The sequence below is a fragment of the Streptomyces sp. NRRL B-24484 genome (assembly GCF_000717715.1).
Lineage (GTDB): Bacteria > Actinomycetota > Actinomycetes > Streptomycetales > Streptomycetaceae > Kitasatospora.
Genome location: NZ_JOAI01000042.1, coordinates 1 through 26,616 on the forward strand (window position 1 = coordinate 1; position 26,616 = coordinate 26,616).

Sequence of the window (26,616 nt, forward strand, 5' to 3'; positions counted from 1 at the left end):
CTTCATGACCTTCCTGATCGCCGTCCCGACCGGTGTGAAGTTCTTCAACTGGGTCGGCACCATGTGGAAGGGATCGCTCAGCTTCGAGACCCCGATGCTCTGGACGACCGGGTTCCTCGTCACCTTCCTCTTCGGCGGCCTCACCGGCGTGCTGCTGGCCGCCCCGCCGATCGACTTCCACGTCTCCGACTCGTACTTCGTCGTCGCGCACTTCCACTACACCCTGTTCGGCACGGTGGTGTACGCGATGTTCGCCGGCTTCCACTTCTGGTGGCCGAAGATGACCGGCAAGATGCTCGACGAACGCCTCGGCAAGATCACCTTCTGGACGCTGACGGTGGGCTTCCACAGCACCTTCCTCGTCCAGCACTGGCTCGGCGCCGAGGGCATGCCCCGCCGCTACGCCGACTACCTGGCCTCGGACGGCTTCACCACGCTGAACACCGTCTCCACCGTGGGCTCGTTCCTGCTCGGCCTGTCGATCCTGCCGTTCCTCTACAACGTCTGGAAGACCGCCAAGTACGGCGAGAAGGTCACCGAGGACGACCCGTGGGGCTGGGGGCGCTCGCTGGAGTGGACCACCTCCTGCCCGCCGCCGCGGCACAACTTCCGCACCCTGCCGAAGATCCGCTCGGAGTCCCCGGCCTTCGACCTGCACCACCCCGAGATCGCCGCCCGCGACCACCTGGAGCACCACGGCGCGCCGGCCGAGCACCTCGCCGGCGTCGTCCCGGCGGCGTACGACGCGCCGGTCGGCCGGCGCCACCGCCAGGACGTCTGACCCCCGAGTCCCCGTCCCCGCCCCGTCCTCCCCCGTCGGGGCGGGGGCGGCCCCACCGCCGTCCCCCGTACGAGCAAGGAGCAGCCGTGAGCCACATCGTCCCGGCCATCGGCGCGGCCGCCCTCGCGGCGGCCGGCAACGTCTGGTGGCTGCCCGCCCTGGCCGATCTGCGGGCCGGTGACGACCGGCCGCGCTCCGCCCGGCCGACCGCCCTCGGCTGCCTCGCCTGGTGGCTCGGCACCGCCCTGACCGCAGCGCTCTGGTTCACGCCGGCACCCGGCCGCCTCGGGCTCGCGCTGCTCGCCCCGGCCGCGCTCGCGGGCGGTGCCCTGTGGTTCGCCGGGTGCGTCCGGCGAGGGGCCGAACTGCGCGAGGCGGCGCGGACCTGGGCGGCCCTCGCACCGGCGGCCGTCCCCCCGCAGGTCCGCGGGGGCGGCCCCCGGATCGGCCGGACGGGCCCGTGACCGGGCCGTTCGGCCCTTTCGGAGGGCAGGGCCCCGGAGTTGGGTAAGGACAGGGGTGCGTTCAGTCGTCCGACACCAGCGGCAGGAGGAGCGGTCACATGACCGAGGCGATCACTGTTCAGGCCTTCGACGGCGTCCCGTGCGAGGTGCTCGACGAGGCCCGCGGCCGGATCGCGGCCGCCGCCGACTGCGCCAACGCGCTCGTCGAGTCGCTGCGGGTCCGGCTGACCTCCGCGGGGCTCGCGCAGGTCAACGCCGAGGTCGACGGCCGGCGGATCCGGGTGCAGGAGACCGCGCGCGGCCTCGGCGAAGCGCTGGACCGGCTGGCCGAGGGACTGCGCCGCCGGATCTCCGCCGTCACCGGCACCTGGACGCCACGGGCCTGGCCGCAGCCGTCCCGCCCACCGCTGCCGCCGGTCCCGCCCGCGGCCGGCCCGCAGGTCATCGCCCGCGTCAAGACGCCGTCGCTGGTGTGGTGTTCACCGGACGCCGCGGCCCGAACCCTGGACGCGATGGACTACCGGATCCACCTGTTCACCGACCCGGCGACCGAGACGGACGCCGTCGTCTACCGGGTCGGCCCGACCGGCTACCGGCTGGCCAGGACGATCGCCGCCGCCCCGCCGCGCGGCTGCACGGCCCCGCTGACCGTCAGCCCGCACGGCGCACCGACGCTCGACGACCGGCAGGCCGCGGAGCGGCTGGCCGGCGCCGAACTGCCCTTCCTGTTCTACGCCGACCCCGCCGACGGCCGCGGCCGGGTGCTCTACCGGCGCTTCGACGGCCGGCTCGGCCTGATCACCGGCTCCTCCTGAGCCCCGTCCGGCGGCTCACCGCGTGCCGATCACGACGGTGGCGTCCATCTCCTCGCAGACGGCGGTCCGGGCGGGCAGCCCTGCCGCCGCGAAGGCCGCCAGGGTGGTGGGGGCCTGCCGCCCGCTGGTCTCCACCAGCAGGTGGCCGCCGGGCGCGAGCCACCGCGGCGCGTCCGCGACCACCCGTCGCTGCACGTCCAGTCCGTCCGCACCGCCGTCCAGGGCGACCCGCGGCTCGTGCTCGCGGGCCTCGGCGGGCAACAGCCCGATCGCCGCGGTCGGCACGTACGGCGCGTTGGCGACCAGCACGTCGACCCGGCCGAGCAGGGTGGCCGGCAGCGGCTCGTAGAGGTCGCCGAGGTGGACGGTGCCGCCGACCGCGGCCGCGTTGCGGCGGGCGCAGCGGACGGCCGCCGGGTCGACGTCCGCGGCGTGCAGTTCGACCCCGGGGCCGACGGCGGCGGCCAGCGCCACCCCCAGGGCGCCGACCCCGCAGCACAGGTCGAGCACCACCGCGGACGGGCCGGCCAGCAGCGCCGCCTGCCGGACGAGGAACTCGGTGCGCCGCCGCGGGACGAAGAGCCCCGGGTCCACGGCGATCCGCAGACCGCAGAAGTCCGCCCAGCCGAGCACGTGCTCCAGCGGGCGGCCGGCGGCCCGGGCGGCCACCATCGTGTCGAGCTCGGCCGCCGAGCGGGCGGTGGCGAGGATCAGCTCCGCCTCGTCCTCGGCGAAGACGCAGCCGGCGGCGCGCAGCCGCAGCACGACGGCCGGGAAGGCGGGAAGCGAGCGGAGGTGGTCGGAAGGACCGGTACTGCGGGAAGAGCGGGAGGACAACGGGAGCCTTTCGGGAAACCGCCGAGGGGCGCTCCCGCGACCGCTACCGCGGTCGTGCCGTCCGGCCGTACGAGGAGAGCACCCGACCTGCACCTGCGTCGATGGGTCCCACCTCCTCGATCCGTCCCTGCTGGGGTGCCGCCACCCTACCCGAGCCGGGCCCGTTCGCCATCGTCCTTCCGTGCGCCCGGCCGCGTCCTGTCGCCGCATCAGGGCCGCTCCGGGATGCGCACGGCGCCGTCCCGGTGCTGCGGGCCCGGTCTGCCCTAGGGTCGGAGGGCCGCCGTCCGACCGCCGAGAGACAGGCCCGCCGTGCCGACCGCACCCGTCATCCGCATCGACGTCCCCGGTTCCTTCCCGTGGGGCGTCTTCCACGAGCGGCACCCCGAACTCGTCCGGCAGGTACTGGCGGCGCGGCCGTACGGGCCCGCCGAGCGCGCAGCGGTCGGGGAACTGCTCGCGGAGAGCACCGGCGGCCTGCTGGAGCCGCCCGGCGCCGGCCTCCACGACCGCGCCGAGTGGCTCGTGTGGGGCGAGGGGCTCTGGGGCCGGCCGTGGAGCGAGGCGCCCTTCCTGTGGGCGGAGAGCTGGTTCCACCGGCGGCTGCTCGACGCCACCGGGTACTTCCGGCCCGGGCCCTGGCAGGGCGTCGACCCCTACGCGCCGTTCAAGGACGCGGAGCTGGCCGGCGAGGCCGTGGACGGCGAGCTCGCCGCCCTCGACGGGCTCGCCGACCTGCCCGGGGAGGCGCGGGCCCGGGCCGTGCTCTCCTCCGCCCTCTGGGGCAACCGCGCCGACCTGAGCTTCCGGATGGCCGCCGGGCCGGAGGGCGCGGCCGCGTCCGACCTGGTCGCCGACGACAGCGGGCTGCTGCTGGCCGAACTGGAGCGGGTCCGGGGCGGCACGGTCTGCATCGTCGCCGACAACGCCGCGAGGGAACTGCTGCCCGACCTCGTCCTGGCCGACCACCTGCTGGCCGCGGACGAGGCCACCCGGGTCCTGCTGCACGTGAAGCCGCAGCCGTACTTCGTCTCCGACGCCACCCCCGCGGACGTCCTCGCCGCGGTCGACCGCCTGCGTGCGGCGGACGGGGCCGCGGCCCGGGCGGTGGGCGAGCGCCTCCGGCGGGCCGTGGACGACGGCGTGCTGCGGGTGGCGGCCCACCCGTTCTCCTGCGCGCCGCTCCCCTACCGGGACATGCCGGCCGACCTGCGGGCCGAACTCGCCGGCGTCGACCTGACCGTCCTCAAGGGCGATCTCAACTACCGCCGACTGGTGGGCGACCGCCACTGGCCGCCGACCACGCCGTTCGCCGACGTGGCGGGTCATTTCCCCTCCCCCGTCGCCGTCCTGCGCACCCTCAAGTCCGATGTGGTGACGGGCCTGTCGCAGTCCACCGTCACCCGCCTCGACACCACCGGCCCCGACTGGCGGACCGCAGGCACCCACGCCCTCGTCCAGGTCCGCACCCGCGCCTAGCGCGCAGCGCGCCTCGCGCCCGGGGCCTGCCGTCGAACGCGCCCGGGTGGTCACGTCAGCGGCACCCGGGGAGCATCCATGACCTGCGGCGGCACGTCCCAGCCGGCCGCGGCCGCTGCGTCGCCCGCACTCCGCATGGCGGCCCGGACCAGGGCCGCGCCCCGCCGGGTGGCCGCCTCTCCCGTCCCGACCGCGACCGGTCTCGTTCCCAGCCCGGCGCAGGGGCGGCAGATCCCGGGCCGCGGCACCGGGTCGTGGCACTGTCCGCACTCCGCGTACCGGGCGACCACGGGCGGCGCGGCCTCCGGCACCGGGGGCATCTTGCGGGTCAGGCGGTGCCGCAGCACGCCGAACGCCGAGTGGATCGTGGCAGGCAGGCACGACAGCAGCGCCTGGGCGAGGTCGGCCGGGCTGCTGCCCCGTTCCAGCCAGCCGGCGACCAGCGGTGCCAGTCTCCGGGCCTCCGCCTGGCCGAGGCGCAGCCGGGGCTCCGGCCGGATCACCCGGAACAGCACCGACACGGCCTCGTCGGTGCGGTCGTCCGGCGGCTCGACGGCTCGCGGCGCCCTCGTCCGGCGGCGCTCGGCCGGTACGGCCTCGGCCGGCGGAGCCGTCCCGGCCGGTTCGGTCCCGGCCGGTTCGGTCCCGGCCGGTTCGGGTTCCAACGGCGGGACAGGGAGGGAGGGTTCTTTGTCTAGGTCTTTTAGAGGACCGCCAGGTCCGCCGCTGTTCCGCCGACCGGACCCCGGGGTTTCGACACCCGGTGCGAGCTGCTGCGGCGTGTCGTAGACGTGGACCGCGCTGTGCCACTTGCCGCTCTGATCCTGGTACTTGACGACCCAGTAGTAGCCGGCCGCCGTCAGCTCGCGGAGCGCCTTGGCAACCGCGATCCGGCCCTGCACGCAGCTGTCGGCCAGGCTCCGGCCGTCCTCACGCCAGCCGTCCGGCCGCGAGAGGAGGTCGCCGAGCAGCCCGCGCGCGGTATAGCTCAGCCGGCGGTCCTGCAGGGTGACATTCGGCAATACCGTGAAGTTCCCTGCCGGTTCGATACGATGGATGTGCATGGGGAGGTTTGGCTCCTAGTGCCGTGCCCCGGGGTGTTGCCGCACCGCCGGGGTCATCTGTGCCCGTTCGCACGGAACCTAACACACGCAGAGTCACCTCATCGACACGATCCGTGTCGCTCGCATTCGCGCACCGATCGATCAACTCCCGCACCTCCACGGCCCCTTCGCATCAGTGCCGCAGCCGCGGTGGTGGTCCGTCCGCGGCCCGCGGCGCCCTCACCGGCGACGGCGCGAACGCACCTGCTGATGGATCGCGTAGCAGGCGAGCGCCATCAGGACACCGGCGCCCACCGCCCAGAGGCCGGATCCGCCACGACGCCGCAGCTCCAGACCACCGATCAGCAGCCCCGCGGACAGCACCAACTGGCAGTAGGGCATCGCCCTGTCCAGCACACCGCCGTCCCTCAAGGGGTTCTTCACCGGCCCTCCCCGCCCTCGCGGCAGCACTGTACTGCCGTGCGACCCCCGATCGGGCGTCCGAGCACGCCGGGTGCTGCACCCGCGACCTGCGACGTCCCCGGGCGGGGCCTGGAGGTGCGCCGTCGCGATCGCCGTGACGCCGCGGTCAGGGGGTGGTGCCGGGGGGTGCGTCCCCGCAGCGCCCGGACGAGGATCAGGACGGTCGTCTTGGCGAGCACGTGCCCGCAGGTGTCCACGATCGACGTGACCGCGTCGGAGGCCCCGAGGACCCGGGGAAGATCGGCCGTCGCCACAGAGGCACCGAACATGAACGGCAGCCACTCCCAGTGCGTCCGGGAGCGCCGTGTCCGTGTGGCGGGCCGTCGCCGTCTCCACCGTCGGGCGAGCAGGCCGAGCAGCGGGCTCAGGGCCATCAGCGAGGCGGCGAACCCCACGTCCGACCAGTGCAGTTCGACGTCCACGTCAGCCCCTCCGGTGCCGGGTGTCCCCGGATCCGGGCGGTGAGCCCACAGCCGCCGCCGTCCGTGGGGCAGCCCCCGGCCGCGGGGGCGGTCCGGGGGCTGCCGTGGTGGTGCGGGTCGTTCAGAGGGCCTTGCCGTTGACGAACAGCTTGACCGGGCCGGTGGGGGTCTTCGCACCGGTCACGGTGTCGCCGTAGGCGATCGCACCTTCGGTGACCGGTCCGTCGGTGACGCTGCCGGGCACGACGGCACCGCCGACGACGGCACCGGCCGTGACGGGGCCGTCGGTGATCGCACCGGGCGTGATGACATTGCTGAGCTGCGTGATCTTGTCAGCGTTGGAGCTGCGGAGGCAGTCGTCCGGGTTCTCGCCCGGAGCCGCGTCCCACGCGTCCCAGACGACGCCGGTCAGGGGCCCGAACGCGTAGTCCCCGAACGTGTAGTCGCCGAACGCGTAGGGCCCGAAGTCGAAGTCGCCGAACGCGTAGTCACCGAAGGTCCAGTCGCCGAAGGCGGGGGCGTTCCAGTCGGCGGTGCCGGCCTCGAAGGTCGGCTCGCCCTTCCAGCCCTTGAGGACGAAGCCGGTGTACTGGTTGGCCTTGCGCGCGTCGGCGTCGACGTCGTAGCCGAGGGTGCCGGTCAGGCTGCCGGAGCGGCTGCCGGCCCGGGTGCCCTCGCGGGAGGCGTCCCGGCTGCCCGTCCGGGTGCCGGTGTGCGAGGCCGTCCGGGTGGCGGTGCGGACGGCGTCGCGCTCGCCGGCGCGGTGGAACGTCTTGGTGCCGTTGCCGTTGGTGAACGTGCAGGTCAGGGTCTGCACGATGGCCTGGGTGGCCGTCTGGGTGGCGGTCTGGGTCCCGGTCTGGGTGGCGGACTGCGTCCCGGTCTGCGAGGCGGACTGGGTGACGTCCTGCGCCAGCGACTGGGTCGCCGGCTGCTTGGCGGTGAACGAGAGGCTCTTGGCGTCGACCGCCTTCTGCAGCGCCGCGTTGTTGAAGCCGAGCGCGGTCTGGACGTCGCCCTTGCCGATGAAACCGGTACCGGTGGCGGGGTCGAAGCCGGCCGCCGCCGAGGCGGGGGCGGCGCCGAGCGCGAGGGCCGCCACGGAGACCGCGGCGCCGCCGACGAGCTTGCTGCGAATGTGCATGCGCTGGTTCTTTCGTCGTGCCGTCATGTGTGCGCGGCTGCCGGTCTCGGAGGCGTCAGTGCGCCTCTCCTCCGGCTGCCGGTCTTCTGTGATCCTGTTGGGGCAGGCCGGTCGTCCGACGTACGGGCGACCCGCCTGAGGTGTGATCACGGATCGGTGATCGCGACGGAGAGTACGTGGTCGTTTGCCGCCCGCGGCCCGGAGCGCCCGGCAGCAAGCGCATCGTTCGCGCAGGTCAGAGGGGATCTGCGCGCGGCCGAGGAGGTTTCGCATGTCCCGAAGTGATGGGTCGGCGTCCCAGGTGGTCATCCGCAGGGCCGGGGTGACGCGCTCCCGGCAGGCGGCCTTCTGATGGAGCCTCTGGCGCGCAGCGCGGCACTGACGGGGTATCCGGAGCTGTGCCGCACCCTGGGGATCGACCCCCGGGCGCTGCTGCGCGAGGTCGGCCTGGACGTGCCCGATCTCGCCGACCAGGACAACTGGATCTCCGCGTCCGCGGTGGCGCAGGTCCTCGAAGCGTCGGCGGACGCGGCCGGCCGGGAGGACTTCGGGCTGCGCATGGCCGAACTGCGCCGCCTCTCCACCATGGGCCCGATCAGCCTCCTGGTCCGCGAGGAGCCCGACGTCCGCAGCGTGCTCCACGTCCTGATCAAGTACGAGCACATGTACAACCAGGCCGTTCGCCTGAGCCTGGACGAGGCCGGCGATCTGGCGACCCTGCGCATCTCCCTGGACCTGCCGGCGACCCAGCGGGTCCGTCAGGTCATGGAACTCGGGATGGCCGCCTACTACCAGATCCTCAAGGACCTCCACGGCGGCCGGCTGCGGCTGCGTCAGGTCTGCTTCACCCACCGGGCGCCGGCCGACCCGGACACGCACCACCGCGTCTTCGCGGCGGACCTGAGGTTCGACGCGGGCTTCAACGGCATCGTGCTGGCGCGTAGGGCCCTGCAGGCGGCCAACACCGAGGCGGATCCGATCCTGCGGAGGTACGCGCGGCAGTACGTCGAGTCGCTGGCCGCGGAGACCGGGTCCTCCGACGCGGCGCAGGTACGCAAGATCATCGAAGTCCTGATGCCCGCCGGCAGGGGCACCGCGAGCCAGGTGGCGCGCAGCATGGGGATCGACCGCCGCACCCTGCACCGGCGCCTGGAGCAGTCGGGCGAGACCTTCACCTCGCTCCTCCATGCCGTCCGGGTCGATCTCGCGCCGAGGTTCGTCGCCGACGGCCGGCGCCCGCTCGCGGAGGTCGCCCCACTCCTCGGCTTCACCTCCGCAGGAGCGTTCTCCCGGTGGTTCCGCGTCCAGTTCGGGGTCAGCCCCAGTCAGTGGCGCAGCGAGCACTAGGCCTTTCCCCCGGTGGGACGACCCCGCCTAGGCTCTGGGCCATGAGCGGTGGCGGGCGGGCGGGGCGCAGCTGGCGGGTGCGCCCGTGGATCCGGACGTGCGGGGTCCTCGCCGTCCTGGCCCTCGCCGTCGAACAGGCCTCCGTCATCCACTTCGTGCGGGCCGGGCAGATGTCGGCCGGCGAGGTCCGCGACGGCTTCGTCGCGATCGGCGCGGTCGTCCTCGCGGTGTGGCTGCTCGCGTTCAGGCCGCGGGTGCGCATCGACGCCGATCGGAACGTCGAGGTCCGCAACCCGATCAGGACCACCCGGTTCCGTGCGGCCGACGTCGTGGACTGCCGGCCGACCGGCCTCGGGCTGCGGTTCCGGCTGCGCGACGGTTCCGCGCCGTGGAGCATCGTGTTCCAGGACACCGCGTCCTTCGACGAACCCCGCTGGTTCGACGTGGCCGAGGCCGTCACCGGCACCAGACCGACGCTGCCCCCGGACGACGAGGCCGAGGAGGAGTAGCTCCGACGCCGGCCCTGGACGGGGCCCGTGGAAGGATCCGGCCGTGACCTGTGACGTCTGTGGACACGACCTGCGGTCGGTGCCGGTGCCGGAACCGCGTGCGACGTGGCAACTGCCGGTGAAGGAACGCTGGGTCTGCCCCTGGTGCCACGCCTGGACCGAACGGGGACACCACCCCCGAGAGGTCTCGCGGCCGCAGTACCGGCCCGTCGACATGCGCTGGGAATGGGCGGACTCGGAGGAGCTGAGCGAGGACGTCCCCCACGCCTACGGCCACTTCGGTACGACCCTGTGCGGGATACGGCACGACGGCCTGACCGCCTCTCCTTACCTGTGGGACCCGGGATGGGCCCATGCCTGCCCGGCCTGCGGGGAGATGGCGGCCGTCATCGACGGCCGATGGCCCGAGGACGCGCAGGGCGAGAAGCGCAAGCGACTCCGGACCACACCACCCCCCGGGTCCGCCTGGCCGCCCTTCTAGCCGGCGCCGACGCCACGCCCCCGCAGGGCACCCGGCACGGGCCCGACGGAGGGCGCGACCAGGCGGCTGCCCGGCGCGCACGCAACGCGCCTCGCCCGACGATCAGTTCGGTCCGGCCCCGGGGTTCCGCACGACCGCCGCGGCTGCCTGCGCGGCGTGGTGTGCCTGGCGCTCGGCCACTGCGCGGCGATCGCGGCAGCCAGCGCGAGGAGCGCCTCGACCTGCGCGAGCGCAGCGGCCTGTTCGGGGCTGAAGCGCCCGCTGTACCTGGCGTGGCAGTTGGCGATGATCTGCTGGGCTGCGCCTGCACGAGCGGCGAAACCGGCCCTGTGTCCTCCCCGGTGTGTGCACCCACGGTAGGAGTGCGACGCGCACGACGGAGTGGTCTTGCCCGGTCCCGGTCCGGGCCGAGGCACCCTGATCGACCGAGGGGGACCGCCGGAACAGACGGATGCCGCCACACAACTCTGCGCCTGGCGCAGCTGAGTCCGAGTCAGCTACCGCCGTGTGCGCGGAGGCTGCGAACCGGCATCCTCATCAACCTGGCGGATCCGGCGGTGACGAGGAGGAAGAGGGAGGAGCTTGGCCGGCGCCCCAACCGGCCCAGTTCGGCTCCCGCCGGCCCCTCCCCAATCGATTCGGTCGAAGGCGAGGGTCCGCAGTTTGGAGTGAAAGAGCAACCACAAGGTGCCAAAGCACAAAGAGAATTCCGAAGCCCAGTGCAATGACAGATGCGGACCAACCGATCCTGGAGGCCCAGCCACCATCCAGCAGGAGAAAGGCCAGCCCGAATTCGCAAACAAGAAACAATGCACCGTAGAACATGAGTCGAGCGATGGACGCCGGAATGGAATGCAGCGGGTAAAGCAATAAAATTGCCCTGACCCTCCCCCAGAACGGGGTACGCTCCGGCCGCGACTGCACATCATCGACCGGCACCTGAAGGATCTGGAACTTATTCTCCAGGTAGCTGGCCGCCCACGCCTTCTCGGGAGCGATGTCGAAGCCCGGCGATACCGCTTCATACACTTTGAACCATTGGGCCAGAAAAGTAAGGTAGGCCTGCGCCTCGTCCAGCTCCCGCCTTCGCCTCACTTCGATGTTCCGCCGCGCGCGCCATTCCCGGAACCAAAGCCCCGCCGCACCGACAAGCGAGGCCGCGATGGCCGTGATGACCGACGGAAGAACACGATCGGTCAGATGTAATGAGTTTGCTGCGGACATGCCATCACCTTATCCGGCCCGTCTCGCCAATGCGGAACGTATCGCCTGTCCACCGAGCATGCAGCCGACCACGCAGTTGCGCCCCAAGATGCTGCGCCATCCGGGTTCCGCCGCCTCGCGACGAGGAGGATCCCACCCTCGCCCGCCTGCAGCTCGACATCCTGCGGCGCATGTTCTGGCAGAAGCGCGACCGCGGGCTCACACCCGGGCCGCCGGTGCAAGGCAGTGGAAGCAATTCGAAATAATTCCCTGGATTCGAGAGAGTGTCGAGACTTTTGAATCTGCGCAGGAGGCAAGGGCAGTACCGATCAAGGGCGCAGGCAAGGAGACGGCACCTGGGCGGCCCATCGCCACGATCGTCCAGGTGGACGCCGTCGCCGATGCCAGGGGACCGCGGTGGCGCCTGATGGTCCGCATCGCGGCCCACGGTCCTCCCCGCCCGGAGGAATTGGCGGAGATGCGGCGGCACGATGTGGATCTGGAAAGGGCCGGCGTGCGTGTCCGCCGGGCGGCACCCGAACTTACCAACGGCAGACGGGTCCTGGGCGAGACCAGGCCGAAGCCCGGCAGTCGGTTCATCGTGCTGCCCGACGTCCTCCGCAAGGAGCCGGACCGCGACTTGAGGTGGTACGCCGAGAAGGGCCGCACGGACTGCCGTTCGTGGGTGAGCGCGGCACTCCCTTCCGGTGCTCCACCTTCGGGCGGAAATGGCGTGCGGCCCGCGCGAAGGCCGGCCCGCCGGCTGACTTCCGGTTCCAGGGTTCCCGAAGAGGTCCGGACACAGCAGAAACCCCAGGTCATCGACCTGGGGTTTCCTTGTGGAGCGGGCGACGAGAATCGAACTCGCGCTCTAAGCTTGGGAAGCTCATGTTCTACCATTAAACTACGCCCGCATCTGACGGCCCGTCACGGGTCGCCCGATCAAGCACCACTGTACCCCATCCGCGGAGCGGCTCGGGGCATGGCGTGAACGCGCCGCCGGCCCGGTGCAGGGGGGTGTCCGAGGGGCGTACTGTGTGGGCCGTTCCGGCTGCGCGAGGCGGCGAGCCGCTCCGTGGAATGTCCGGAACATCCCCTAATGTGACGCTGGCGCCCGCGGCGCGGCCCTTCGCTTGGGCACGCCGCACGGGCCGGAGGCCGCGCCGGGGCGCGAGGCGGACGGGGACCACGGGGAAGTATGGGAAGGGGATCGATGGAGCAGCGCACCGTCGTTCGTTGTGCCGAGGGGCACCTGTTCAGCACGGCCACGTTCCCGATGCAGAATCTCGGCACCGCACGGCTCGGCCCGGGCAGACTCATCCGCTGTCCGCAGTGCGGACGGCTGCGGAGTTCGGTGCCGGCGGACGTGAGCGAGCTGTCCGGGACGCAACTGGCACGCGCCATGCGGCTGGAGGCCGCGGAGTTCCTCGCCTGACGGTGTTCGGGCACGGCCGCGGGGCCCGGACGAACGGCACCTGATTCGTCCGAGGCCCCGCGTTGCCTTTAACCTCGACTGCGTGCTGCTCTCTGACAAGGACATCCGGACCGAAATCGACAAGGGCCGGGTCGTGATCGACCCGTTCGACCCGAAGATGGTCCAGCCCTCCAGCATCGACGTCCGGCTGGACCGCTTCTTCCGGGTGTTCGAGAACCACCGCTACCCGCACATCGACCCCTCCGAGGAGCAGCCGGACCTGACCCGGCTGGTCGAGCCGGAGGGCGACGACGCGTTCATCCTGCACCCGGGCGAGTTCGTGCTGGCCTCGACCTTCGAGGTGATCACGCTGCCGGACGACGTCGCCTCCCGGCTGGAGGGCAAGTCCAGCCTGGGCCGCCTCGGCCTGCTGACGCACTCCACGGCCGGCTTCATCGACCCCGGCTTCAGCGGCCACGTCACGCTGGAGCTGTCGAACGTCGCCACCCTGCCGATCAAGCTGTACCCGGGGATGAAGATCGGCCAGCTGTGCCTGTTCCGGCTCTCCTCGCCGTCCGAGCACCCGTACGGCTCGGAGCGGTACGGCTCGCGCTACCAGGGCCAGCGCGGTCCGACGCCGTCCCGCTCGTACCTGAACTTCCACCGCACGGACGTCTGACCCGCCGGGTCCGGCACCAGCCCTCCTCCGCCCCTGCCGGGGCCCCGAGGAGGGCCCGGAGGAGGGCCCGGAGGAGGGCCCGGGAGCGCAACGGCAGTGGGCCGCCGATCGGTGATCGGCGGCCCACTGCTGCGTCCGCGGAGACCGCGGGAGCGCGGTTACTTCTTCTCGGCCAGGCAGAGCACGAACTTGTCGCTGAGCAGCTGCTGGGCCAGGCCCGCGGTGGAGCCCTCGACGTTGCTGCAGGCGTTCGGGTCGAAGGAGTTGTCGACGACCGAGATCACCTTGTAGTTGGCGTCGGCGCTGCCGCAGTCGACGGTGTCGACCTTGGGGTCGTTGTCGCTGCCGGTGACCTTGACGCACTCGCCGGCCTTGGCGTGGACCGGCTTGTCGGCGGCGGCGTAGCCGATGCCGAAGCTGATGCCGAACTTGACCGCGACGATCAGCACCAGGGTGCCGACGCCGACGAGGATCTTCTTGATCGGGCTCTTCTTCGGGGCGAGCACCGCCGCCTGGGCGGCCTGGGCGTACCCGTCGGGCACCTGGCCCGGGGCGGGCTGGCCGTAGGCGGGCGCCGGCTGGCCCGGAGCGGGCTGGCCGTAGCCCTGGGCGGGACCGAAGCCGCCCTGCGCGGACGGGTCGGCGGGGTGGCCCTGGGGCGGCTGCGGGGTCGTCATGGTGTTCCTCGGCTGGGGACGGGTGCTGAGTGCAGCCGAACGCTACCGAGGGCGACCCCGCCCCGCCCCGAACAATTCGAACATTTGCCGCATAGGCTCACGGTGCGTTATGGATCTGCAACGGAGCACGCCCCCGGACCGGGAACCTCCGCCGACCGCCGCGAGTTCAGGCCCGCTTCGGCCGGGTGACGGCGACCAGCTCGCTGCCGTCCTCGGAGAGGGTCAGTTCGGTGCGCAGCTCGGCGAGTTCGCCGAGGTGGTGCAGGTGGGTGCCGCCGCAGAAGATCCGGGCCGGGCCCTGCGGGAGCTCGCAGTGCCACTGCCGGCGTGCAGTCAGCTCCGGCCCGGGCACGTCGATGCCGACCGGGGCGTCGGCGGCGACCCAGGCGGCGAGCTGCGCGTTGACGGCCTCGGTGAGGGCGGGGATCGCCTCCGCGAGCGCCGGGAAGCCCTCGCCGGCCTCGGTGGTGAAGCCCTTCTTCCGCAGCGACTTGCCGAGGCGGTAGGTGTCGGTGCTGGCCTCGGTGTCCATCACGGAGGTGGCCATGGCGAGGCTGTCGAAGTCCGGGCTGCCGAAGGCGTCGCTGCGGCCCGGGTCCTTGCGCCAGCGGGGGGCCAGCGCGGCGTTGAGGGCGAGCGCGAGCAGGTGGCAGCCGCTGTGCGAGGCGGAGAGCAGGGCACGGCGCTCGGCGTCCACCGCGAGCTCCGCGGTCGCGCCGACCGCGTCGGCGGGCTCCTGCTCGACGACGTGCAGCACCAGCCAGGACCACTCCTCGTCACCCCGGCGGACGGGGATGTCCGCGCCGACCAGCAGCTCGCCGCCGTCCGGGCCGACCGCGCCGGTCAGGCAGTCCACCACCGGGTGCGTGACGCCGCCGACGGTGAGCGTGCCCAGGTCGGCGGGCTGGTCGGGCCAGGTGTGGTCGAGCGGGTGGAAGGGCGTCGCCCCGGTGACGACGGCGTACCGGCCGCCGTCCAGCGGGTGCACGGCGAGCACCGGCGAGGTGCCGGTCACGGCACCGGACGGGAAGCTGACGTGGGTGGTGGCGAGGGTCATGAGGGTGCTCCGGGCACTGCGTGGGGCAGACGGACAGACTGTCCACCCTATCGCCGCGGCCCGGTGTACCCGCCCTCCCGACGGCGGGGCCCTGCGGCACCGGCCGCACGGCCCCGGACGCCCCCGACGGCCGGCACCCCGCAGCGGGGGGCCGGCCGTCGGGGGCGTCCGTCAGCTCAGCGTCGGCAGCTTGATGAGGACGAGCAGGGCGAGCAGCTGCAGCGCGGCCGCGCCCGCGGCCTTGCCCCAGGGCAGGTCGTGCACCCGCCGGACCATGGTGGTCAGCAGGACGGCACAGATCAGCCAGGTGATCCAGCCGACCACCTGGACGACCGGGTTGCCGGTGGGCAGGAACAGCGCGAGCAGCAGCCGCGGGGTGTCGCTCGTCCAGCCGATCAGCACGGCCAGGCCCACGGTGGACTGCCAGGGGCCGTCACCGCCCAGTTGGCGGGCCAGCGCGTAGGTGACCGCGCCGAGCATGGCGCCGGCCACCGCGAAGCCGATCGCGGCGGCGATCAGCGCCCAGGCCGCGACCGAGAAGGTGGAGTTGACGATGTCGTCGTGGGTGGCACCCATGCCGAGCACCGCGAGCACGCCGTAGACCAGCGAGACGGTGAGAGCGGGCAGCCAGGCCTGGTGGTCCCGCATCCGGTCGAAGGTGCGGGCGGGCTCGCGGTAGATCCCGACCAGCAGTTCCTTCCAGGTCGGACGCGGCCCGGAGACCCGGGGCGCCACCTGGCCGCCGGCCCGGTAGACGGCCACGTTGTCCCGGTCGCCGTAGCCCTGGTCGCCGTAGCCCTGCGCGTCGTAGCCCTGCCCGCCGTACGGCTGCTGCTCGTAGCCGCCCCGGCCGTAGGCGTCCTGGCCGTAGCCGGCGCCGCCCTGGCCGTACGGGTCCTGGTCGACCGGGAAGGCCCTGGTGTGGCCCTGTCCGTCGTCGGCGTACCCGTCGCCGGGGCCCGGGTGGCCCGGGACGGGCGCGGTGAAGTACTCGGGCTCCCCCGTGGGCCCGCCGCCGGGCTGCTGCCGCGGCGCCGGGCCGGCGGGCGCGGACCATCCCTGCCGGGGATCGGCGCCCTGCCCGTTGTCGTATCGATTGCCAGCCACGCCTCGACGGTACCTGCTCCCGCTGACCGGCCGTCGGTTGATCAACGGCCGGGCACCGGATTGCAGCCGTCCTGTGACGAGCGGCGGTGCGGGGCGGCCGGACGGCCGCCCCGCACGGGTCAGCGCTGGGCGCCGATGGCCGGGCCGTGCACGGTGGCCGCCGCCGACTCGCCGGCCGGGCAGCCGCCGGGGCCCGCGGTGGTGCGGACGGCGCCGACCGGCAGCAGTGTGCCGCAGGCGATCCGCAGGCCGTTCGGCAGCTCGTTGTCGGACTCGACGGTCGCCCCGTCGCCGATCACCGTGCCGTCCAGCGAGGTCCGGGCGCCGATGACGGCGTAGGCGCCGACAATGGAGTCCTTCACGTAGGCGTCGGCGCCGATCACGGCGCCGGGCAGGATCACGCTGCCCTCGACGATCGCGCCGGCCTCGATCTCGGCGCCCTCGGAGACGACGGTGCCGTTGCTGAGCACCGCGCCGGGGTCGACCTGGGCGCCGGGCAGCAGCAGGGCCTCGCCGGTCGGGCCGGGCACCGCCGGCGAGTCGACCTTGCCGAGCACCAGGTCGGCGGAGCCGCGGACGAAGGCGGCGGGGGTGCCGAGGTCCAGCCAGTACGAGGTGTCGACGACACCGCGCAGCAGGGCGCCGGTGGCGAGCAGCTCGGGGAAGGTCTCGCGCTCGACGGAGACCTCGCGGCCGGCCGGGATGCGGTCGATCACCGAGCGGGTGAAGACGTAGCAGCCCGCGTTGATCTGGTCGGTGACGATCTGCTCGGGGGTCTCGGGCTTCTCCAGGAACTCCAGCACCCGGCCGTTCCCGTCGGTGGGCACCAGGCCGAAGGCCCGCGGGTCCTCCACCCGGGTGAGGTGCAGGGTGACGTCGGCGCCCGCGGCGACGTGCCCGTCGCGCAGCGCGGCGATGTCGAGGCCGGAGAGGATGTCGCCGTTGAACACCAGGACGGGCTCGTCGGGGCCGCAGGTCAGGCCGGCGGCGGCGTTGCGGATGGCGCCGCCGGTGCCCAGCGGCTCCTTCTCGGTGAGGTACACCAGCTCGATCCCGTACGGGCTGCCGTCCTGGAAGTGGTCCTCGAAGACCTCGGCGAGGTACGAGGTGGCGAGCACCACCCGGGTCACCCCGGCCGCCGCGGCCCGCGCCAGCTGGTGCGCGATGAAGGGCACGCCCGCGACGGGCAGCATCGGCTTCGGGGTGTGGGTGGTCAACGGGCGCAGCCGGGTGCCCTTGCCACCGACCAGCATGATCGCCTCGGTCATGGTCTGAGCTTCTCCCCTGTGTACGGTACGGTCCCGGCCGTGATCGCTCTGGCCGGTGTCGATCTGTTCGACGCGTGGCCGGCGCGGCCGCTCCGGCCGTCCCCCGGCGGACCCGCGCACCGCGTGTCCAGCGCCTACTGTATTTCCTCCCGGGGCGGCCCCTGCCGCACGGCCCCCGGTTGTGTCTTCCCGACAAACGCGGGCGCCGCGGGATCCGGCGCGGTCAGGGCAGCAGCCACCCGGCGGCGGGCTGCGCGCCGGCGGCCGTCCCGCCGCTGCGCCACAGCTGCGCGACGCGCTCCGCGGGCAACGCCTGGCTCCAGGTCTGCACGTTCGTGAGCGCGCCGTCCCAGGGGTCGGTCCAGGTGTTCTTCCAACGGGTGCGGCCGATCTGCAGCGGGCCGGTGGTCTGCCAGATGCCCGACACGGAGGTGGTCTGGGCGGGCGCGCCGTTGACGTACAGCCGTATCTGCTTGCTGCCGGCGTCGTACACGCCGGTGAGCATCACCCACTGGCCGGTGGTGGCCTGGCCGGTGGAGAAGGCCTGGCGGCTGGTGCTGTCCTCGCCGCCGGCCGCGGTCTGCACCTTGAACACCCACTGGTTGTGGCTGCCCCAGTAGTCCCGGCCCAGGTAGAAGGAGTAGTAGCTGCCGGTGCCCTGACTGACGACGGCGCGCGCGCCGGTGGCCGCGTCGTTCCGCACCACCGCGGAGACGGTGAAGCTCTTCGAGGTGTCGACGACCGCCGCGGAGGTCTGCGCCCAGCCGTCGGCGCTGCCGTGCAGCAGCAGCGCCGGACCGGTGTGGCCGGGGGCGGTGCCGACGGCGGCGCCCGGGCCGAGGGCGGCCGGGCGGGCGCCGCGCAGGTCGTCGAGCCGGGTCGGCGCCGCGCTCGGTGCGGCGGACCTGCTCGCGGCCGGGCTGCCCGACGCGGCGGACGGCGAGGCGGAGGCCGAGGCGGACGGCGGCGCCGAGGACGCGGCGGAGGCGCTCGGGACGGCGCTGGGCGGGCCGTCCACGGCGAGGGTGGCGGCCGGGGTGGGTTCGGCGGCCCGCGGTCCCTGGGGGCCGTCCTGGCGGAGCAGGACGGCGGTGGTGACGATGCCCGCGACGGCCAGTACGCCGGCCACCGTGCCGCCGGTGATCAGCAGCCTGCGGCGGCGCTGCCGGCGCTCGTTGGACTCGGCGAGCGCGGCCCAGTCGGGCGTCGGGCTGCCGGGCGGTGCGATGCCCACCGGCGGCAGGTACGCGGGGCGCCCCGCCCCCGCGGGTCCGGTACCGTCCGGCCCGCCCCCGGACATGCCGCCGCCGACCATGTGCGCTGTGCCCCCGCCGTCGCTCATGGGCGCCCATGCTAGGCCACCGTACGGGGCCGGACGCGTCCCGGCCCCGTGCGCCGCGGGGGCGTACGGGGCCGGGACGGGGTGCCGCGGGGGTCAGGCCTGGACGGTCTCGGGCTCGGGCTCGACCGGCTGGGCCTTGACGGAGTCGAGCAGCAGCTGGGCCACGTCGACGACCTTCAGGTGCTCCTTGGCCGCGCCCTCGTTCTTCTTGCCGTTGACCGAGTCGGAGAGCATGACGAGGCAGAACGGGCAGGCGGTGGAGACGATGTCCGGGTTGAGGGACAGCGCCTCGTCCACGCGCTCGGTGTTGATGCGCTTGCCGATCCGCTCCTCCATCCACATCCGCGCGCCGCCGGCGCCGCAGCAGAAGCCGCGCTCCTTGTGGCGGTGCATCTCCTGCTGGCGCAGGCCCGGGACCTTGTCCATGATCTCGCGCGGCGGGCTGTAGACCTTGTTGTGGCGGCCCAGGTAGCACGGGTCGTGGTAGGTGATCAGGCCCTCGACGGGGTTGACCGGGATCAGCTTGCCCTCGTCGATGAGGTGCTGCAGCAGCTGGGTGTGGTGGATGACCTCGAAGTGCCCGCCGAGCTGCGGGTACTCGTTGGCGATGGTGTTGAAGCAGTGCGGGCAGGTGGCCACGATCCGCTTGACCGGGGCGTCCTCCAGCGCGGCGTTCAGCGTCTCGACGTTCTGCGCGCCGAGCATCTGGAAGAGGAACTCGTTGCCGAGGCGGCGGGCGGAGTCACCGGTGCAGGACTCATCCTTGCCGAGGATCGCGAACTTCACGCCCGCGGTGTGCAGCAGCTCGGCGAAGGCCTTGGTGGTCTTCTTCGCGCGGTCCTCCAGGGCGCCGGCGCAGCCGACCCAGTAGAGGTACTCGACCTCGGCGGGCTCGATGTCCTGGCCGATGACCGGGACCTCGATGCCGGTCTCCTTCTTGAGCTCCTTGACCCAGTCGAGGCGCGCCTTGGTGGCCATGCCCCAGGGGTTGCCCTTGTTCTCCAGGTTCTTGAGCATCGTCCCGGCCTCGGTCGGGAAGGAGCTCTCGATCATGACCTGGTAGCGGCGCATGTCGACGATGTGGTCGATGTGCTCGATGTCGACGGGGCACTGCTCGACGCAGGCGCCGCAGGTGGTGCAGGACCACAGCACGTCCGGGTCGATGACACCGCCCTCCTCGGCGGTGCCGATGAGCGGGCGCTCCGCCTCGGCGAGGGCCTCGGCGCTCACGCCGGCGAGCTGCTCGGCGGTGGCCTTCTCGTCGCCCTCCACGGACTTGCCGCCGCCGGCGAGCAGGTAGGGGGCCTTGGCGAAGGCGTGCTCGCGCAGGCTCATGATGAGCAGCTTCGGCGAGAGCGGCTTGCCGGTGTTCCAGGCGGGGCACTGCGACTGGCAGCGGCCGCACTCGGTGCAGGTGGAGAAGTCGAGGATGCCCTTCCAGGAGAAGTGCTCGACCTGGGAGACGCCGAAGACGGCGTCGTCGGCCGGGTCCTCGAAGTCGATCGGCTGGCCGCCGCTGGTCATCGGGCGCAGGGCGCCGAGCGCGGTGCCGCCGTCCTCCTCGCGCTTGAAGTAGATGTTGAAGAAGGCGAGGAAGCGGTGCCAGGCCACGCCCATCGACGGGTTGATGCCGATGGTGATCGCCCACGCGAAGGAGATGCAGATCTTCAGCATCGCGAAGACGTAGATCAGGTTGACCAGCGTGCCGTGGGCGACGCCGTCGAAGGCGGCGACGATCGGGTACGAGACCAGGTACGCCGGGTCGTAGGACTCGACGCCGGCCAGGGCGCCCTCCAGTCCGCGCAGCATCATGATGCACAGGCCGATGCCGAGGATCGTGTACTCGACGTAGAAGGCCTGCCAGGCGATCGAGCCGGCGAAGCGGGACTTGCGGCCGGAGCGCGACGGCAGGCTGAGCAGCCGGATCACGATCAGGGTCGCGATGCCCAGGGTGGTGAGGGTGCCGATGAGCTCGGTGAAGATCTCCCACGGCAGCCAGCCGCCGATCACCGGCAGCACGAACTCGGCGTCGAAGAGCTGGCCGAAGGCGTTCACCAGGGTGAGCACCAGGGAGAAGAAGCCGACGGCGACGAACCAGTGGGCGACGCCGACGACGCCCCACTGGTTCATCCGGGTGTGGCCGATGAACTCGGTGGCGACGGTCCTCACCCGCTTGGCGGGCTGTCCGAAGCGGGTGGTGTCGACCTGTCCGGTCCGGACGACCTTGTAGATGTACGCGGCCGCCCGGGCGGCGAGCGCAGTGCCGATCACAGTGGTGACCAGCGAGATGACGATCGCTGCTAGCTGCATCGGCTCTCCGTCTCCAGCGGCTGGTGTAGAGGGGTCGCCCCCAGTGTACTGGTCGGTAACTTAGCGACCCGACGCCCGGACCCTACCGCTCCGTAGCACCGCACCAGAAGACACTCAAGGTATGGCGGCAGTCACTAAGGACATACTCACCCATCCGGCCGCCCCGGGAGGCACCCGGCACCCTCCCGACCGCCTTCCGCGGCCCGCGCAGCAAAGTTGAGCGACACGGACTCATGGCTGTTGACGGTCCCCGAACCGTCAGGCATGCTTGAGCCCGTAACGCTCAACTCTCCCGTGGAGGTATTTACGATGGCACGCGCGGTCGGCATCGACCTCGGTACGACGAACTCTGTCGTCAGCGTTCTTGAGGGCGGTGAGCCCACGGTCATCACCAATGCCGAGGGCGCTCGGACCACGCCGTCCGTCGTCGCCTTCGCCAAGAACGGCGAGGTCCTGGTCGGTGAGGTCGCCAAGCGCCAGGCGGTCACCAACGTGGACCGGACGATCCGGTCGGTCAAGCGCCACATGGGCACCGACTGGAAGATCAACCTGGACGGCAAGGACTTCAACCCCCAGCAGATCTCCGCCTTCATCCTGCAGAAGCTGAAGCGCGACGCGGAGTCGTACCTGGGCGAGACGGTCACCGACGCCGTCATCACCGTCCCGGCGTACTTCAACGACTCGGAGCGCCAGGCCACCAAGGAGGCCGGCGAGATCGCGGGCCTCAACGTCCTGCGCATCGTCAACGAGCCGACCGCCGCCGCCCTGGCGTACGGCCTCGACAAGGACGACCAGACCATCCTGGTCTTCGACCTCGGTGGCGGCACCTTCGACGTCTCCCTGCTGGAGATCGGCGACGGCGTCGTCGAGGTGAAGGCCACCAACGGTGACAACCACCTCGGTGGTGACGACTGGGACCAGCGCGTCGTCGACCACCTGGTGAAGACCTTCCAGGCCGGCCACGGCGTCGACCTGTCCAAGGACAAGATGGCCGTCCAGCGCCTCCGCGAGGCGGCGGAGAAGGCCAAGATCGAGCTGTCCTCCTCCTCGGAGACCTCGATCAACCTGCCCTACATCACGGCCTCCGCCGAGGGTCCGCTGCACCTGGACGAGAAGCTCACCCGCGCCCAGTTCCAGCAGCTGACCGCGGACCTGCTGGAGCGCTGCAAGCACCCGTTCCACAACGTCATCAAGGACGCCGGCATCGCGCTGTCCGAGATCGACCACGTCGTCCTCGTCGGCGGCTCGACCCGCATGCCGGCCGTCGCCGAGCTCGTCCGCGAGCTGACCGGCGGCAAGGACGCCAACAAGGGCGTCAACCCGGACGAGGTCGTCGCCATCGGCGCGTCCCTCCAGGCCGGTGTCCTCAAGGGCGAGGTCAAGGACGTCCTGCTGCTCGACGTCACCCCGCTGTCCCTCGGCATCGAGACCAAGGGCGGCATCATGACCAAGCTGATCGAGCGCAACACCACGATCCCGACCAAGCGCTCGGAGATCTTCACCACGGCCGAGGACAACCAGCCGTCCGTGCAGATCCAGGTCTACCAGGGCGAGCGCGAGATCGCGGCGTACAACAAGAAGCTCGGCATGTTCGAGCTGACCGGCCTGCCGCCGGCGCCGCGCGGCCTGCCGCAGATCGAGGTCACCTTCGACATCGACGCCAACGGCATCATGCACGTGGCCGCGAAGGACCTCGGCACCGGCAAGGAGCAGAAGATGACCGTCACCGGCGGCTCCTCGCTGCCGAAGGACGAGGTCGACCGCATGCGCCGCGAGGCCGAGCAGTACGCGGACGAGGACCACAAGCGCCGCGAGGCCGTGGAGACCCGCAACCAGGGCGAGCAGCTCGTCTACTCGACCGAGAAGTTCATCGCCGACAACTCCGACAAGCTCCCCGCCGACGTCAAGACCGAGGTCGAGACCGCCATCGGCGAGCTCAAGGAGGCGCTGAAGGGCGAGGACATCGCGGCGATCCGCGAGGCCACCGAGAAGGTCTCCACCACCGCCCAGAAGCTCGGCGCCGCGCTCTACGCGCAGGCCGACGCCGCCGGTGCGGCCGGTGCCGGCGAGTCCGCCGGCGCCAAGGAGGACGACGTGGTCGACGCCGAGATCATCGACGACGAGAAGCCCAAGGGCGGTGCCGCATGACGGAGAAGGCGCAGGGCGGCGAGCCCGGCGACGACTCCGCCGAGGAGGCCGTTCTCAAGGCCGCCGAGGAGGCGGTGGCGGCCGCCGACGATCTGGCCGCTGCCAAGCGCGAGGCCGGTGAGCGCACCGCCGACCTGCAGCGCCTGCAGGCGGAGTACCAGAACTACCGCAAGCGGGTCGAGCGCGACCGTCTGACGGTCCGGGAGATCGCCGTCTCCAACATCCTGGAGTCGCTGATCCCGGTGCTGGACGACATCGGCCGGGCCCGTGAGCACGGCGAGGTGACGGGCGGCTTCAAGTCGGTCGCCGAGTCGCTGGAGACCGTGGTCGCCAAGCTGGGCCTCCAGCAGTTCGGCAAGGAGGGCGAGGCCTTCGACCCGACGCTGCACGAGGCGCTGATGCACAGCTACTCCTCGGACGTCACCGAGGACACCTGCGTGCAGATCCTCCAGCCTGGCTACCGGATCGGCGAGCGGATCATCCGCCCGGCGATGGTCTCGGTCGCGGAGCCCCAGCCGGGCACCCAGACCACGTCCGCCCCGGACGCCGACAAGCCGGAGTCCGCCAAGGGTGACGGTGCGGCGGACAGCTGACAACCTGTGCACTGCGGAGTCGTGCGCCGACCTCGTCGGGGTGCGACTCCGCAGCGCCGTGCAGACACGTTTCGGGAGGTGGCGGCAGCCATGAGCACCAAGGACTATGTGGAGAAGGACTACTACAAGGTCCTCGGCGTGCCCAAGGACGCCACCGCAGCCGAGATCAAGAAGACCTACCGCAAGCTGGCCCGCGAGTTCCACCCGGACGCCAACAAGGGTGACGCCAAGGCCGAGGAGCGGTTCAAGGACATCTCCGAGGCGTACGACGTCCTCTCGGACGAGAAGCGCCGCAAGGAGTACGACGAGGCCCGCAGCCTGTTCGGCAACGGCGGGTTCCGACCCGGCGGCGCCGGCGGCAACTACAACTTCGACTTCGGCGACCTCTTCTCCGGGTCCGGCGCCAACAGCGGCGGGCTCGGCGACGTCTTCGGCGGCCTGTTCAACCGCGGCGGCCGGCAGGCCCAGCCGCGGCGCGGCGCCGACGTCGAGACCGAGGTGACGCTCTCGTTCGTCGAGGCGGTAGACGGCGCGACCGTCCCGCTGCGGATGACCAGTCAGGCCCCGTGCCGCGCCTGCGCCGGCACCGGTGCGAAGACCGGCACCACCCCCCGGGTCTGCCCGACCTGCGTCGGCGCCGGCACCGTCAGCCGCGGCCAGGGCGCCTTCGCGCTCTCCGACCCGTGCCGCGACTGCAAGGGCCGCGGCATGATCGTCGACGACCCGTGCACGGTGTGCCACGGCAGCGGCCGCGCCTCCTCGGCGCGGACGATGCAGGTGCGCATCCCGGCCGGGGTGCAGGACGGCCAGCGGATCCGCCTCAAGGGCAAGGGCGCCCAGGGCGAGCGCGGCGGCCAGCCGGGCGACCTCTACGTCAGCGTGCACGTGGACGGCCACCCCGTCTTCGGCCGCAAGGCCGACAACCTCACGGTGACCGTGCCGGTCACCTTCCCCGAAGCGGCCCTCGGCGGGACGATCGAGGTCCCGACCCTCAACGGACCCGCGGTGAAGCTCAAGCTGCCGGCCGGCAGCGCCAACGGCCTCACCCTCCGGGCCCGGGGCAAGGGCGCCACCCGCAAGGACGGCACCCGCGGCGACCTGCTGGTCACCGTCGAGGTCGTCGTCCCCAAGCACGTCACCGGAGACGCGCTGAGCGCACTGGAGCAGTACCGCGAGGCCACCGCCTCGGACGACCCGCGTGCCGCCCTCTTCCAGGCGGCGGAGGGAGCGTGACCAGATGACGACCCCCGACAGTCCGATCGGCCCCGGCCTCGGCGAGGGCCTGCCCGGCGCCGCGCCGCGACGCCCGCGCGGCACCCCGGCGCCGCAGTACGTGCTGACCGAGGACACCCCGGTGTACGTGATCTCGGTGGCCGCGGAGCTCTCCGGCCTGCACCCGCAGACGCTGCGCCAGTACGACCGGATCGGCCTGGTGTCCCCGGACCGCACGGCCGGCCGGGGCCGTCGCTACTCGGCCCGGGACATCCAGCAGCTGCGCGAGGTCCAGCGCCTCTCGCAGGACGAGGGCATCAACCTGGCCGGTATCAAGCGGATCATCGAGCTGGAGAACCAGGTCGCCGCCCTGCAGTCCCGGGTGGCGGAGCTCGCCGACGCCCTCGACGGCGCCGCCACGGCCATCCAGCAGCGCGAGGCGGCGGTGCACGCGTCCTACCGCCGCGACCTGGTGCCGTACCAGCAGGTCCAGCAGTCCAGTGCGCTGGTGGTCTGGCGCCCCAAGCGCTGATCGGACCCCAGGGGTCTCCCAGGCCGCCGGTTCCCTCCTCCCGGGGGGTGCCGGCGGCCTGCTGTCGGATGAGACAGTGCGGTACCCCGCCGTGCACCGGCGGTGGGAATGTCCGGCGCGGGGGCTCCCCGCAGCTCCGGGGCGCCTATGATCCCCGGAGAAGCGGTACCGGCCGCGCCGCACCGGTTTGACCGATGGCAAGGAGCCTGATGAGTGAGACCGACGAACCGGGCCTCACCCCACGCGGGCTGGGCGTCCTGTCGAGCGAGGCCCGCCAGCTCTACCGCAACGTCCTGAAGTCGCACGGCCGGCTCTCCCCCGACCTGGAGGCGCCGGAGGGCAGCAAGGCCCTGGACGAACTGCTGGACATCGGTCTGCTCGTCCCGGACACCGACGACCCGGCGGTGCTGGTGGCCGTCGACCCCGAGCAGCTCTCCGCCCGGCTGACCAGCCTGTGGCAGCGGAAGGCGCTCGACCTGCTGCACCGGGCGGTGGCCCTGCCGGCCGACCTCCAGGACCTCGCCGAGGACTTCCGCACACCCCGCAAGGCGGGCGGGATCATCGAATACGTCCACGGCAAAGTGCTGATAAACCAGCGGCTCGGCCAGCTCGTCAGCGGCTGCTCCGAGGAGATGCTGGCCGCCCAGCCGGGCGGCCCCCGCCCACCGGAGGCGCTGGCCGGCGTCATCGCCCGGGATCTGGAAACCCTCCGCCGCGGCGCGACCATTCGGACGATCTACCACCCGAGCACCCGGTATCACGCGCCCACGCGCGACTATGTCGCCTCGATAACCACGGCCGGCGGGCGGGTCCGAACGCTGGACGAGCCCTACACCAGATTGATCGTGATCGATCGGCGCACCGCGGTGATCCCGGTGGTCGACGATCTCAACTTGGCCGCGTTCATTCACGATCAGGCCGTCATCAGCTACCTGATCGAGGAGGTCTTCGAGCGGAACTGGAGTCGGGCCCTGGATTTTGACGGCTCACCGACAGTTCCGCCCCAGGTGGTTTCCCGGCTGCGGCAGACGATCATCGATCTGATGCTCAAGGGAATCAATCACCGCGTCATCGCCCGGCGTCTGGGCATCAGCGAGCGCACACTCGCCCGCCACATCGCGGAGATGCGCGAGGACTACCAGGTGGAGTCGCTCTTCCAGCTCGGCTGGGTGCTCGCCCGCTCGGCCAAGGAGTCACCGACCGACCAGGCCGACTTCGGCTGACGGTCGGACCCCGGGCGCCCCGTCCCGCCCGGGAGCAGTACCCTCG

General features: G+C 72.3%; 24 protein-coding genes, 1 tRNA gene and 1 pseudogene. 14 read left to right on the plus strand and 12 right to left on the minus strand.

Annotated elements, in window-relative coordinates; all coding sequences use genetic code 11:
• From IE98_RS0130510 to IE98_RS0130520, 3 genes are all read left to right on the plus strand, one after another.
• Positions 1-781 (plus strand): cytochrome c oxidase subunit I (locus IE98_RS0130510; RefSeq protein WP_043175520.1); only part of this gene is annotated, 781 nt, incomplete at its 5' end.
• A gap of 86 nt (positions 782-867) precedes the next feature.
• Complete coding sequence (locus IE98_RS0130515; protein WP_052391180.1) at positions 868-1,245, plus strand: hypothetical protein; 378 nt, start codon at positions 868-870, stop codon at positions 1,243-1,245.
• A 98-nt stretch (positions 1,246-1,343) separates the two neighbouring features.
• Positions 1,344-2,060: a sigma 54 modulation/S30EA ribosomal C-terminal domain-containing protein gene (locus IE98_RS0130520; RefSeq protein ID WP_052391181.1), complete on the plus strand. Its 717-nt coding sequence runs from the start codon at positions 1,344-1,346 to the stop codon at positions 2,058-2,060.
• 15 nt (positions 2,061-2,075) lie between these two features.
• On the opposite strand, the gene IE98_RS0130525 is transcribed toward IE98_RS0130520, so the two are convergent.
• Positions 2,076-2,825: a putative protein N(5)-glutamine methyltransferase gene (locus IE98_RS0130525; protein ID WP_030274535.1), complete on the minus strand. Its 750-nt coding sequence runs from the start codon at positions 2,823-2,825 to the stop codon at positions 2,076-2,078.
• Positions 2,826-3,209: 384 nt separating this feature from the next.
• Here IE98_RS0130525 and IE98_RS0130530 point away from each other — a divergent pair, with 384 nt between their 5' ends.
• Entirely contained in the window at positions 3,210-4,376 is a 1,167-nt protein-coding gene (locus tag IE98_RS0130530) for a damage-control phosphatase ARMT1 family protein (RefSeq protein WP_030274538.1), read from the plus strand.
• Positions 4,377-4,426: 50 nt separating this feature from the next.
• Here the strand turns inward: IE98_RS0130530 and IE98_RS0130535 are convergent, their stop codons facing one another.
• The 3 genes from IE98_RS0130535 to IE98_RS0130550 form a co-directional block, all read right to left on the minus strand.
• Entirely contained in the window at positions 4,427-5,398 is a 972-nt protein-coding gene (locus IE98_RS0130535; RefSeq protein ID WP_030274540.1) for a hypothetical protein, read from the minus strand.
• A 261-nt stretch (positions 5,399-5,659) separates the two neighbouring features.
• Positions 5,660-5,863, minus strand: coding sequence for a hypothetical protein (locus tag IE98_RS0130540; protein ID WP_030274543.1), 204 nt, complete (start codon positions 5,861-5,863; stop codon positions 5,660-5,662).
• Positions 5,864-6,445: 582 nt separating this feature from the next.
• Positions 6,446-7,468 carry a hypothetical protein gene (locus tag IE98_RS0130550; protein WP_030274548.1) on the minus strand — a complete coding sequence of 341 codons (1,023 nt, stop codon included), beginning with the start codon at positions 7,466-7,468 and terminating at the stop codon, positions 6,446-6,448.
• A 351-nt stretch (positions 7,469-7,819) separates the two neighbouring features.
• Between IE98_RS0130550 and IE98_RS0130560 the strand changes: the two genes are divergently transcribed.
• The 3 genes from IE98_RS0130560 to IE98_RS0130570 are packed head-to-tail and all read left to right on the plus strand — an operon-like array spanning position 7,820 to position 9,805.
• A complete protein-coding gene (locus IE98_RS0130560) occupies positions 7,820-8,815 on the plus strand; it encodes an AraC family transcriptional regulator (protein WP_030274550.1) in 996 nt (331 codons plus the stop codon).
• Between the two features lie 41 nt (positions 8,816-8,856).
• Entirely contained in the window at positions 8,857-9,324 is a 468-nt protein-coding gene (locus tag IE98_RS0130565; RefSeq protein ID WP_159401127.1) for a PH domain-containing protein, read from the plus strand.
• A 43-nt stretch (positions 9,325-9,367) separates the two neighbouring features.
• On the plus strand, positions 9,368-9,805 hold the full coding sequence (locus tag IE98_RS0130570; RefSeq protein ID WP_052391182.1) for a hypothetical protein: 438 nt from the start codon (positions 9,368-9,370) through the stop codon (positions 9,803-9,805).
• Positions 9,806-10,342: 537 nt separating this feature from the next.
• On the opposite strand, the gene IE98_RS49580 is transcribed toward IE98_RS0130570, so the two are convergent.
• Both IE98_RS49580 and IE98_RS0130575 read right to left on the minus strand, forming a co-directional pair.
• Positions 10,343-11,029, minus strand: coding sequence for a hypothetical protein (locus IE98_RS49580; protein ID WP_159401128.1), 687 nt, complete (start codon positions 11,027-11,029; stop codon positions 10,343-10,345).
• A gap of 819 nt (positions 11,030-11,848) precedes the next feature.
• A tRNA-Gly gene (locus tag IE98_RS0130575) sits at positions 11,849-11,922 on the minus strand.
• A 299-nt stretch (positions 11,923-12,221) separates the two neighbouring features.
• Here IE98_RS0130575 and IE98_RS43335 point away from each other — a divergent pair.
• Together IE98_RS43335 and dcd are read left to right on the plus strand one after the other, a co-directional pair.
• On the plus strand, positions 12,222-12,443 hold the full coding sequence (locus tag IE98_RS43335) for a hypothetical protein (protein ID WP_043175522.1): 222 nt from the start codon (positions 12,222-12,224) through the stop codon (positions 12,441-12,443).
• Between the two features lie 82 nt (positions 12,444-12,525).
• The gene (gene dcd / locus IE98_RS0130585) at positions 12,526-13,101 is read left to right on the plus strand and encodes a dCTP deaminase (protein WP_030274557.1); all 576 of its coding nucleotides are present in this window, start codon (positions 12,526-12,528) and stop codon (positions 13,099-13,101) included.
• 158 nt (positions 13,102-13,259) lie between these two features.
• Here the strand turns inward: dcd and IE98_RS0130590 are convergent, their stop codons facing one another.
• The 6 genes and pseudogenes from IE98_RS0130590 to IE98_RS0130615 form a co-directional block, all read right to left on the minus strand.
• Entirely contained in the window at positions 13,260-13,778 is a 519-nt protein-coding gene (locus IE98_RS0130590; RefSeq protein WP_234443741.1) for an LppU/SCO3897 family protein, read from the minus strand.
• 166 nt (positions 13,779-13,944) lie between these two features.
• Complete coding sequence (locus IE98_RS0130595; RefSeq protein ID WP_030274560.1) at positions 13,945-14,835, minus strand: metal-dependent hydrolase; 891 nt, start codon at positions 14,833-14,835, stop codon at positions 13,945-13,947.
• A 171-nt stretch (positions 14,836-15,006) separates the two neighbouring features.
• Positions 15,007-15,942: a Yip1 family protein gene (locus IE98_RS0130600; protein WP_052391183.1), complete on the minus strand. Its 936-nt coding sequence runs from the start codon at positions 15,940-15,942 to the stop codon at positions 15,007-15,009.
• Positions 15,943-16,145: 203 nt separating this feature from the next.
• A pseudogene (locus tag IE98_RS0130605) lies at positions 16,146-17,210 on the minus strand (sugar phosphate nucleotidyltransferase); the annotation flags it as partial.
• Positions 17,211-17,433: 223 nt separating this feature from the next.
• On the minus strand, positions 17,434-18,552 hold the full coding sequence (locus IE98_RS52075; protein ID WP_106976753.1) for a LamG domain-containing protein: 1,119 nt from the start codon (positions 18,550-18,552) through the stop codon (positions 17,434-17,436).
• Positions 18,553-18,645: 93 nt separating this feature from the next.
• The gene (locus tag IE98_RS0130615) at positions 18,646-20,862 is read right to left on the minus strand and encodes a 4Fe-4S dicluster domain-containing protein (RefSeq protein WP_030274566.1); all 2,217 of its coding nucleotides are present in this window, start codon (positions 20,860-20,862) and stop codon (positions 18,646-18,648) included.
• Positions 20,863-21,171: 309 nt separating this feature from the next.
• Between IE98_RS0130615 and dnaK the strand changes: the two genes are divergently transcribed.
• The 5 genes from dnaK to IE98_RS0130640 all read left to right on the plus strand — a co-directional run bounded on the left by dnaK (position 21,172) and on the right by IE98_RS0130640 (position 26,570).
• Positions 21,172-23,010 carry a molecular chaperone DnaK gene (dnaK, locus tag IE98_RS0130620; RefSeq protein WP_030274568.1) on the plus strand — a complete coding sequence of 613 codons (1,839 nt, stop codon included), beginning with the start codon at positions 21,172-21,174 and terminating at the stop codon, positions 23,008-23,010.
• A complete protein-coding gene (gene grpE / locus IE98_RS0130625; protein ID WP_030274570.1) occupies positions 23,007-23,603 on the plus strand; it encodes a nucleotide exchange factor GrpE in 597 nt (198 codons plus the stop codon). The genes dnaK and grpE overlap by 4 nt, the downstream gene beginning before the upstream one ends.
• A gap of 90 nt (positions 23,604-23,693) precedes the next feature.
• Complete coding sequence (gene dnaJ / locus IE98_RS0130630; RefSeq protein WP_030274571.1) at positions 23,694-24,836, plus strand: molecular chaperone DnaJ; 1,143 nt, start codon at positions 23,694-23,696, stop codon at positions 24,834-24,836.
• A 4-nt stretch (positions 24,837-24,840) separates the two neighbouring features.
• Complete coding sequence (locus IE98_RS0130635; RefSeq protein WP_234443742.1) at positions 24,841-25,347, plus strand: heat shock protein transcriptional repressor HspR; 507 nt, start codon at positions 24,841-24,843, stop codon at positions 25,345-25,347.
• A 209-nt stretch (positions 25,348-25,556) separates the two neighbouring features.
• Positions 25,557-26,570 carry a TrmB family transcriptional regulator gene (locus tag IE98_RS0130640; RefSeq protein WP_052391184.1) on the plus strand — a complete coding sequence of 338 codons (1,014 nt, stop codon included), beginning with the start codon at positions 25,557-25,559 and terminating at the stop codon, positions 26,568-26,570.
• Positions 26,571-26,616 lie beyond the last annotated feature (46 nt).

Coding starts and splice junctions, on each gene's coding strand:
- grpE (WP_030274570.1), top strand. CDS start 23,007: ATGACGGAGAAGGCGCAGGGCGGCGAGCCCGGCGACGACTCCGCCGAG.
- IE98_RS49580 (WP_159401128.1), bottom strand. CDS start 11,029: ATGTCCGCAGCAAACTCATTACATCTGACCGATCGTGTTCTTCCGTCG.
- dnaJ (WP_030274571.1), top strand. CDS start 23,694: ATGAGCACCAAGGACTATGTGGAGAAGGACTACTACAAGGTCCTCGGC.
- IE98_RS0130595 (WP_030274560.1), bottom strand. CDS start 14,835: ATGACCCTCGCCACCACCCACGTCAGCTTCCCGTCCGGTGCCGTGACC.
- IE98_RS0130590 (WP_234443741.1), bottom strand. CDS start 13,778: ATGACGACCCCGCAGCCGCCCCAGGGCCACCCCGCCGACCCGTCCGCG.
- IE98_RS0130560 (WP_030274550.1), top strand. CDS start 7,820: ATGGAGCCTCTGGCGCGCAGCGCGGCACTGACGGGGTATCCGGAGCTG.
- IE98_RS52075 (WP_106976753.1), bottom strand. CDS start 18,552: ATGAGCGACGGCGGGGGCACAGCGCACATGGTCGGCGGCGGCATGTCC.
- IE98_RS0130565 (WP_159401127.1), top strand. CDS start 8,857: ATGAGCGGTGGCGGGCGGGCGGGGCGCAGCTGGCGGGTGCGCCCGTGG.
- IE98_RS0130550 (WP_030274548.1), bottom strand. CDS start 7,468: ATGCACATTCGCAGCAAGCTCGTCGGCGGCGCCGCGGTCTCCGTGGCG.
- IE98_RS0130640 (WP_052391184.1), top strand. CDS start 25,557: ATGAGTGAGACCGACGAACCGGGCCTCACCCCACGCGGGCTGGGCGTC.
- dnaK (WP_030274568.1), top strand. CDS start 21,172: ATGGCACGCGCGGTCGGCATCGACCTCGGTACGACGAACTCTGTCGTC.
- IE98_RS0130520 (WP_052391181.1), top strand. CDS start 1,344: ATGACCGAGGCGATCACTGTTCAGGCCTTCGACGGCGTCCCGTGCGAG.
- IE98_RS0130635 (WP_234443742.1), top strand. CDS start 24,841: ATGACGACCCCCGACAGTCCGATCGGCCCCGGCCTCGGCGAGGGCCTG.
- IE98_RS0130615 (WP_030274566.1), bottom strand. CDS start 20,862: ATGCAGCTAGCAGCGATCGTCATCTCGCTGGTCACCACTGTGATCGGC.
- IE98_RS43335 (WP_043175522.1), top strand. CDS start 12,222: ATGGAGCAGCGCACCGTCGTTCGTTGTGCCGAGGGGCACCTGTTCAGC.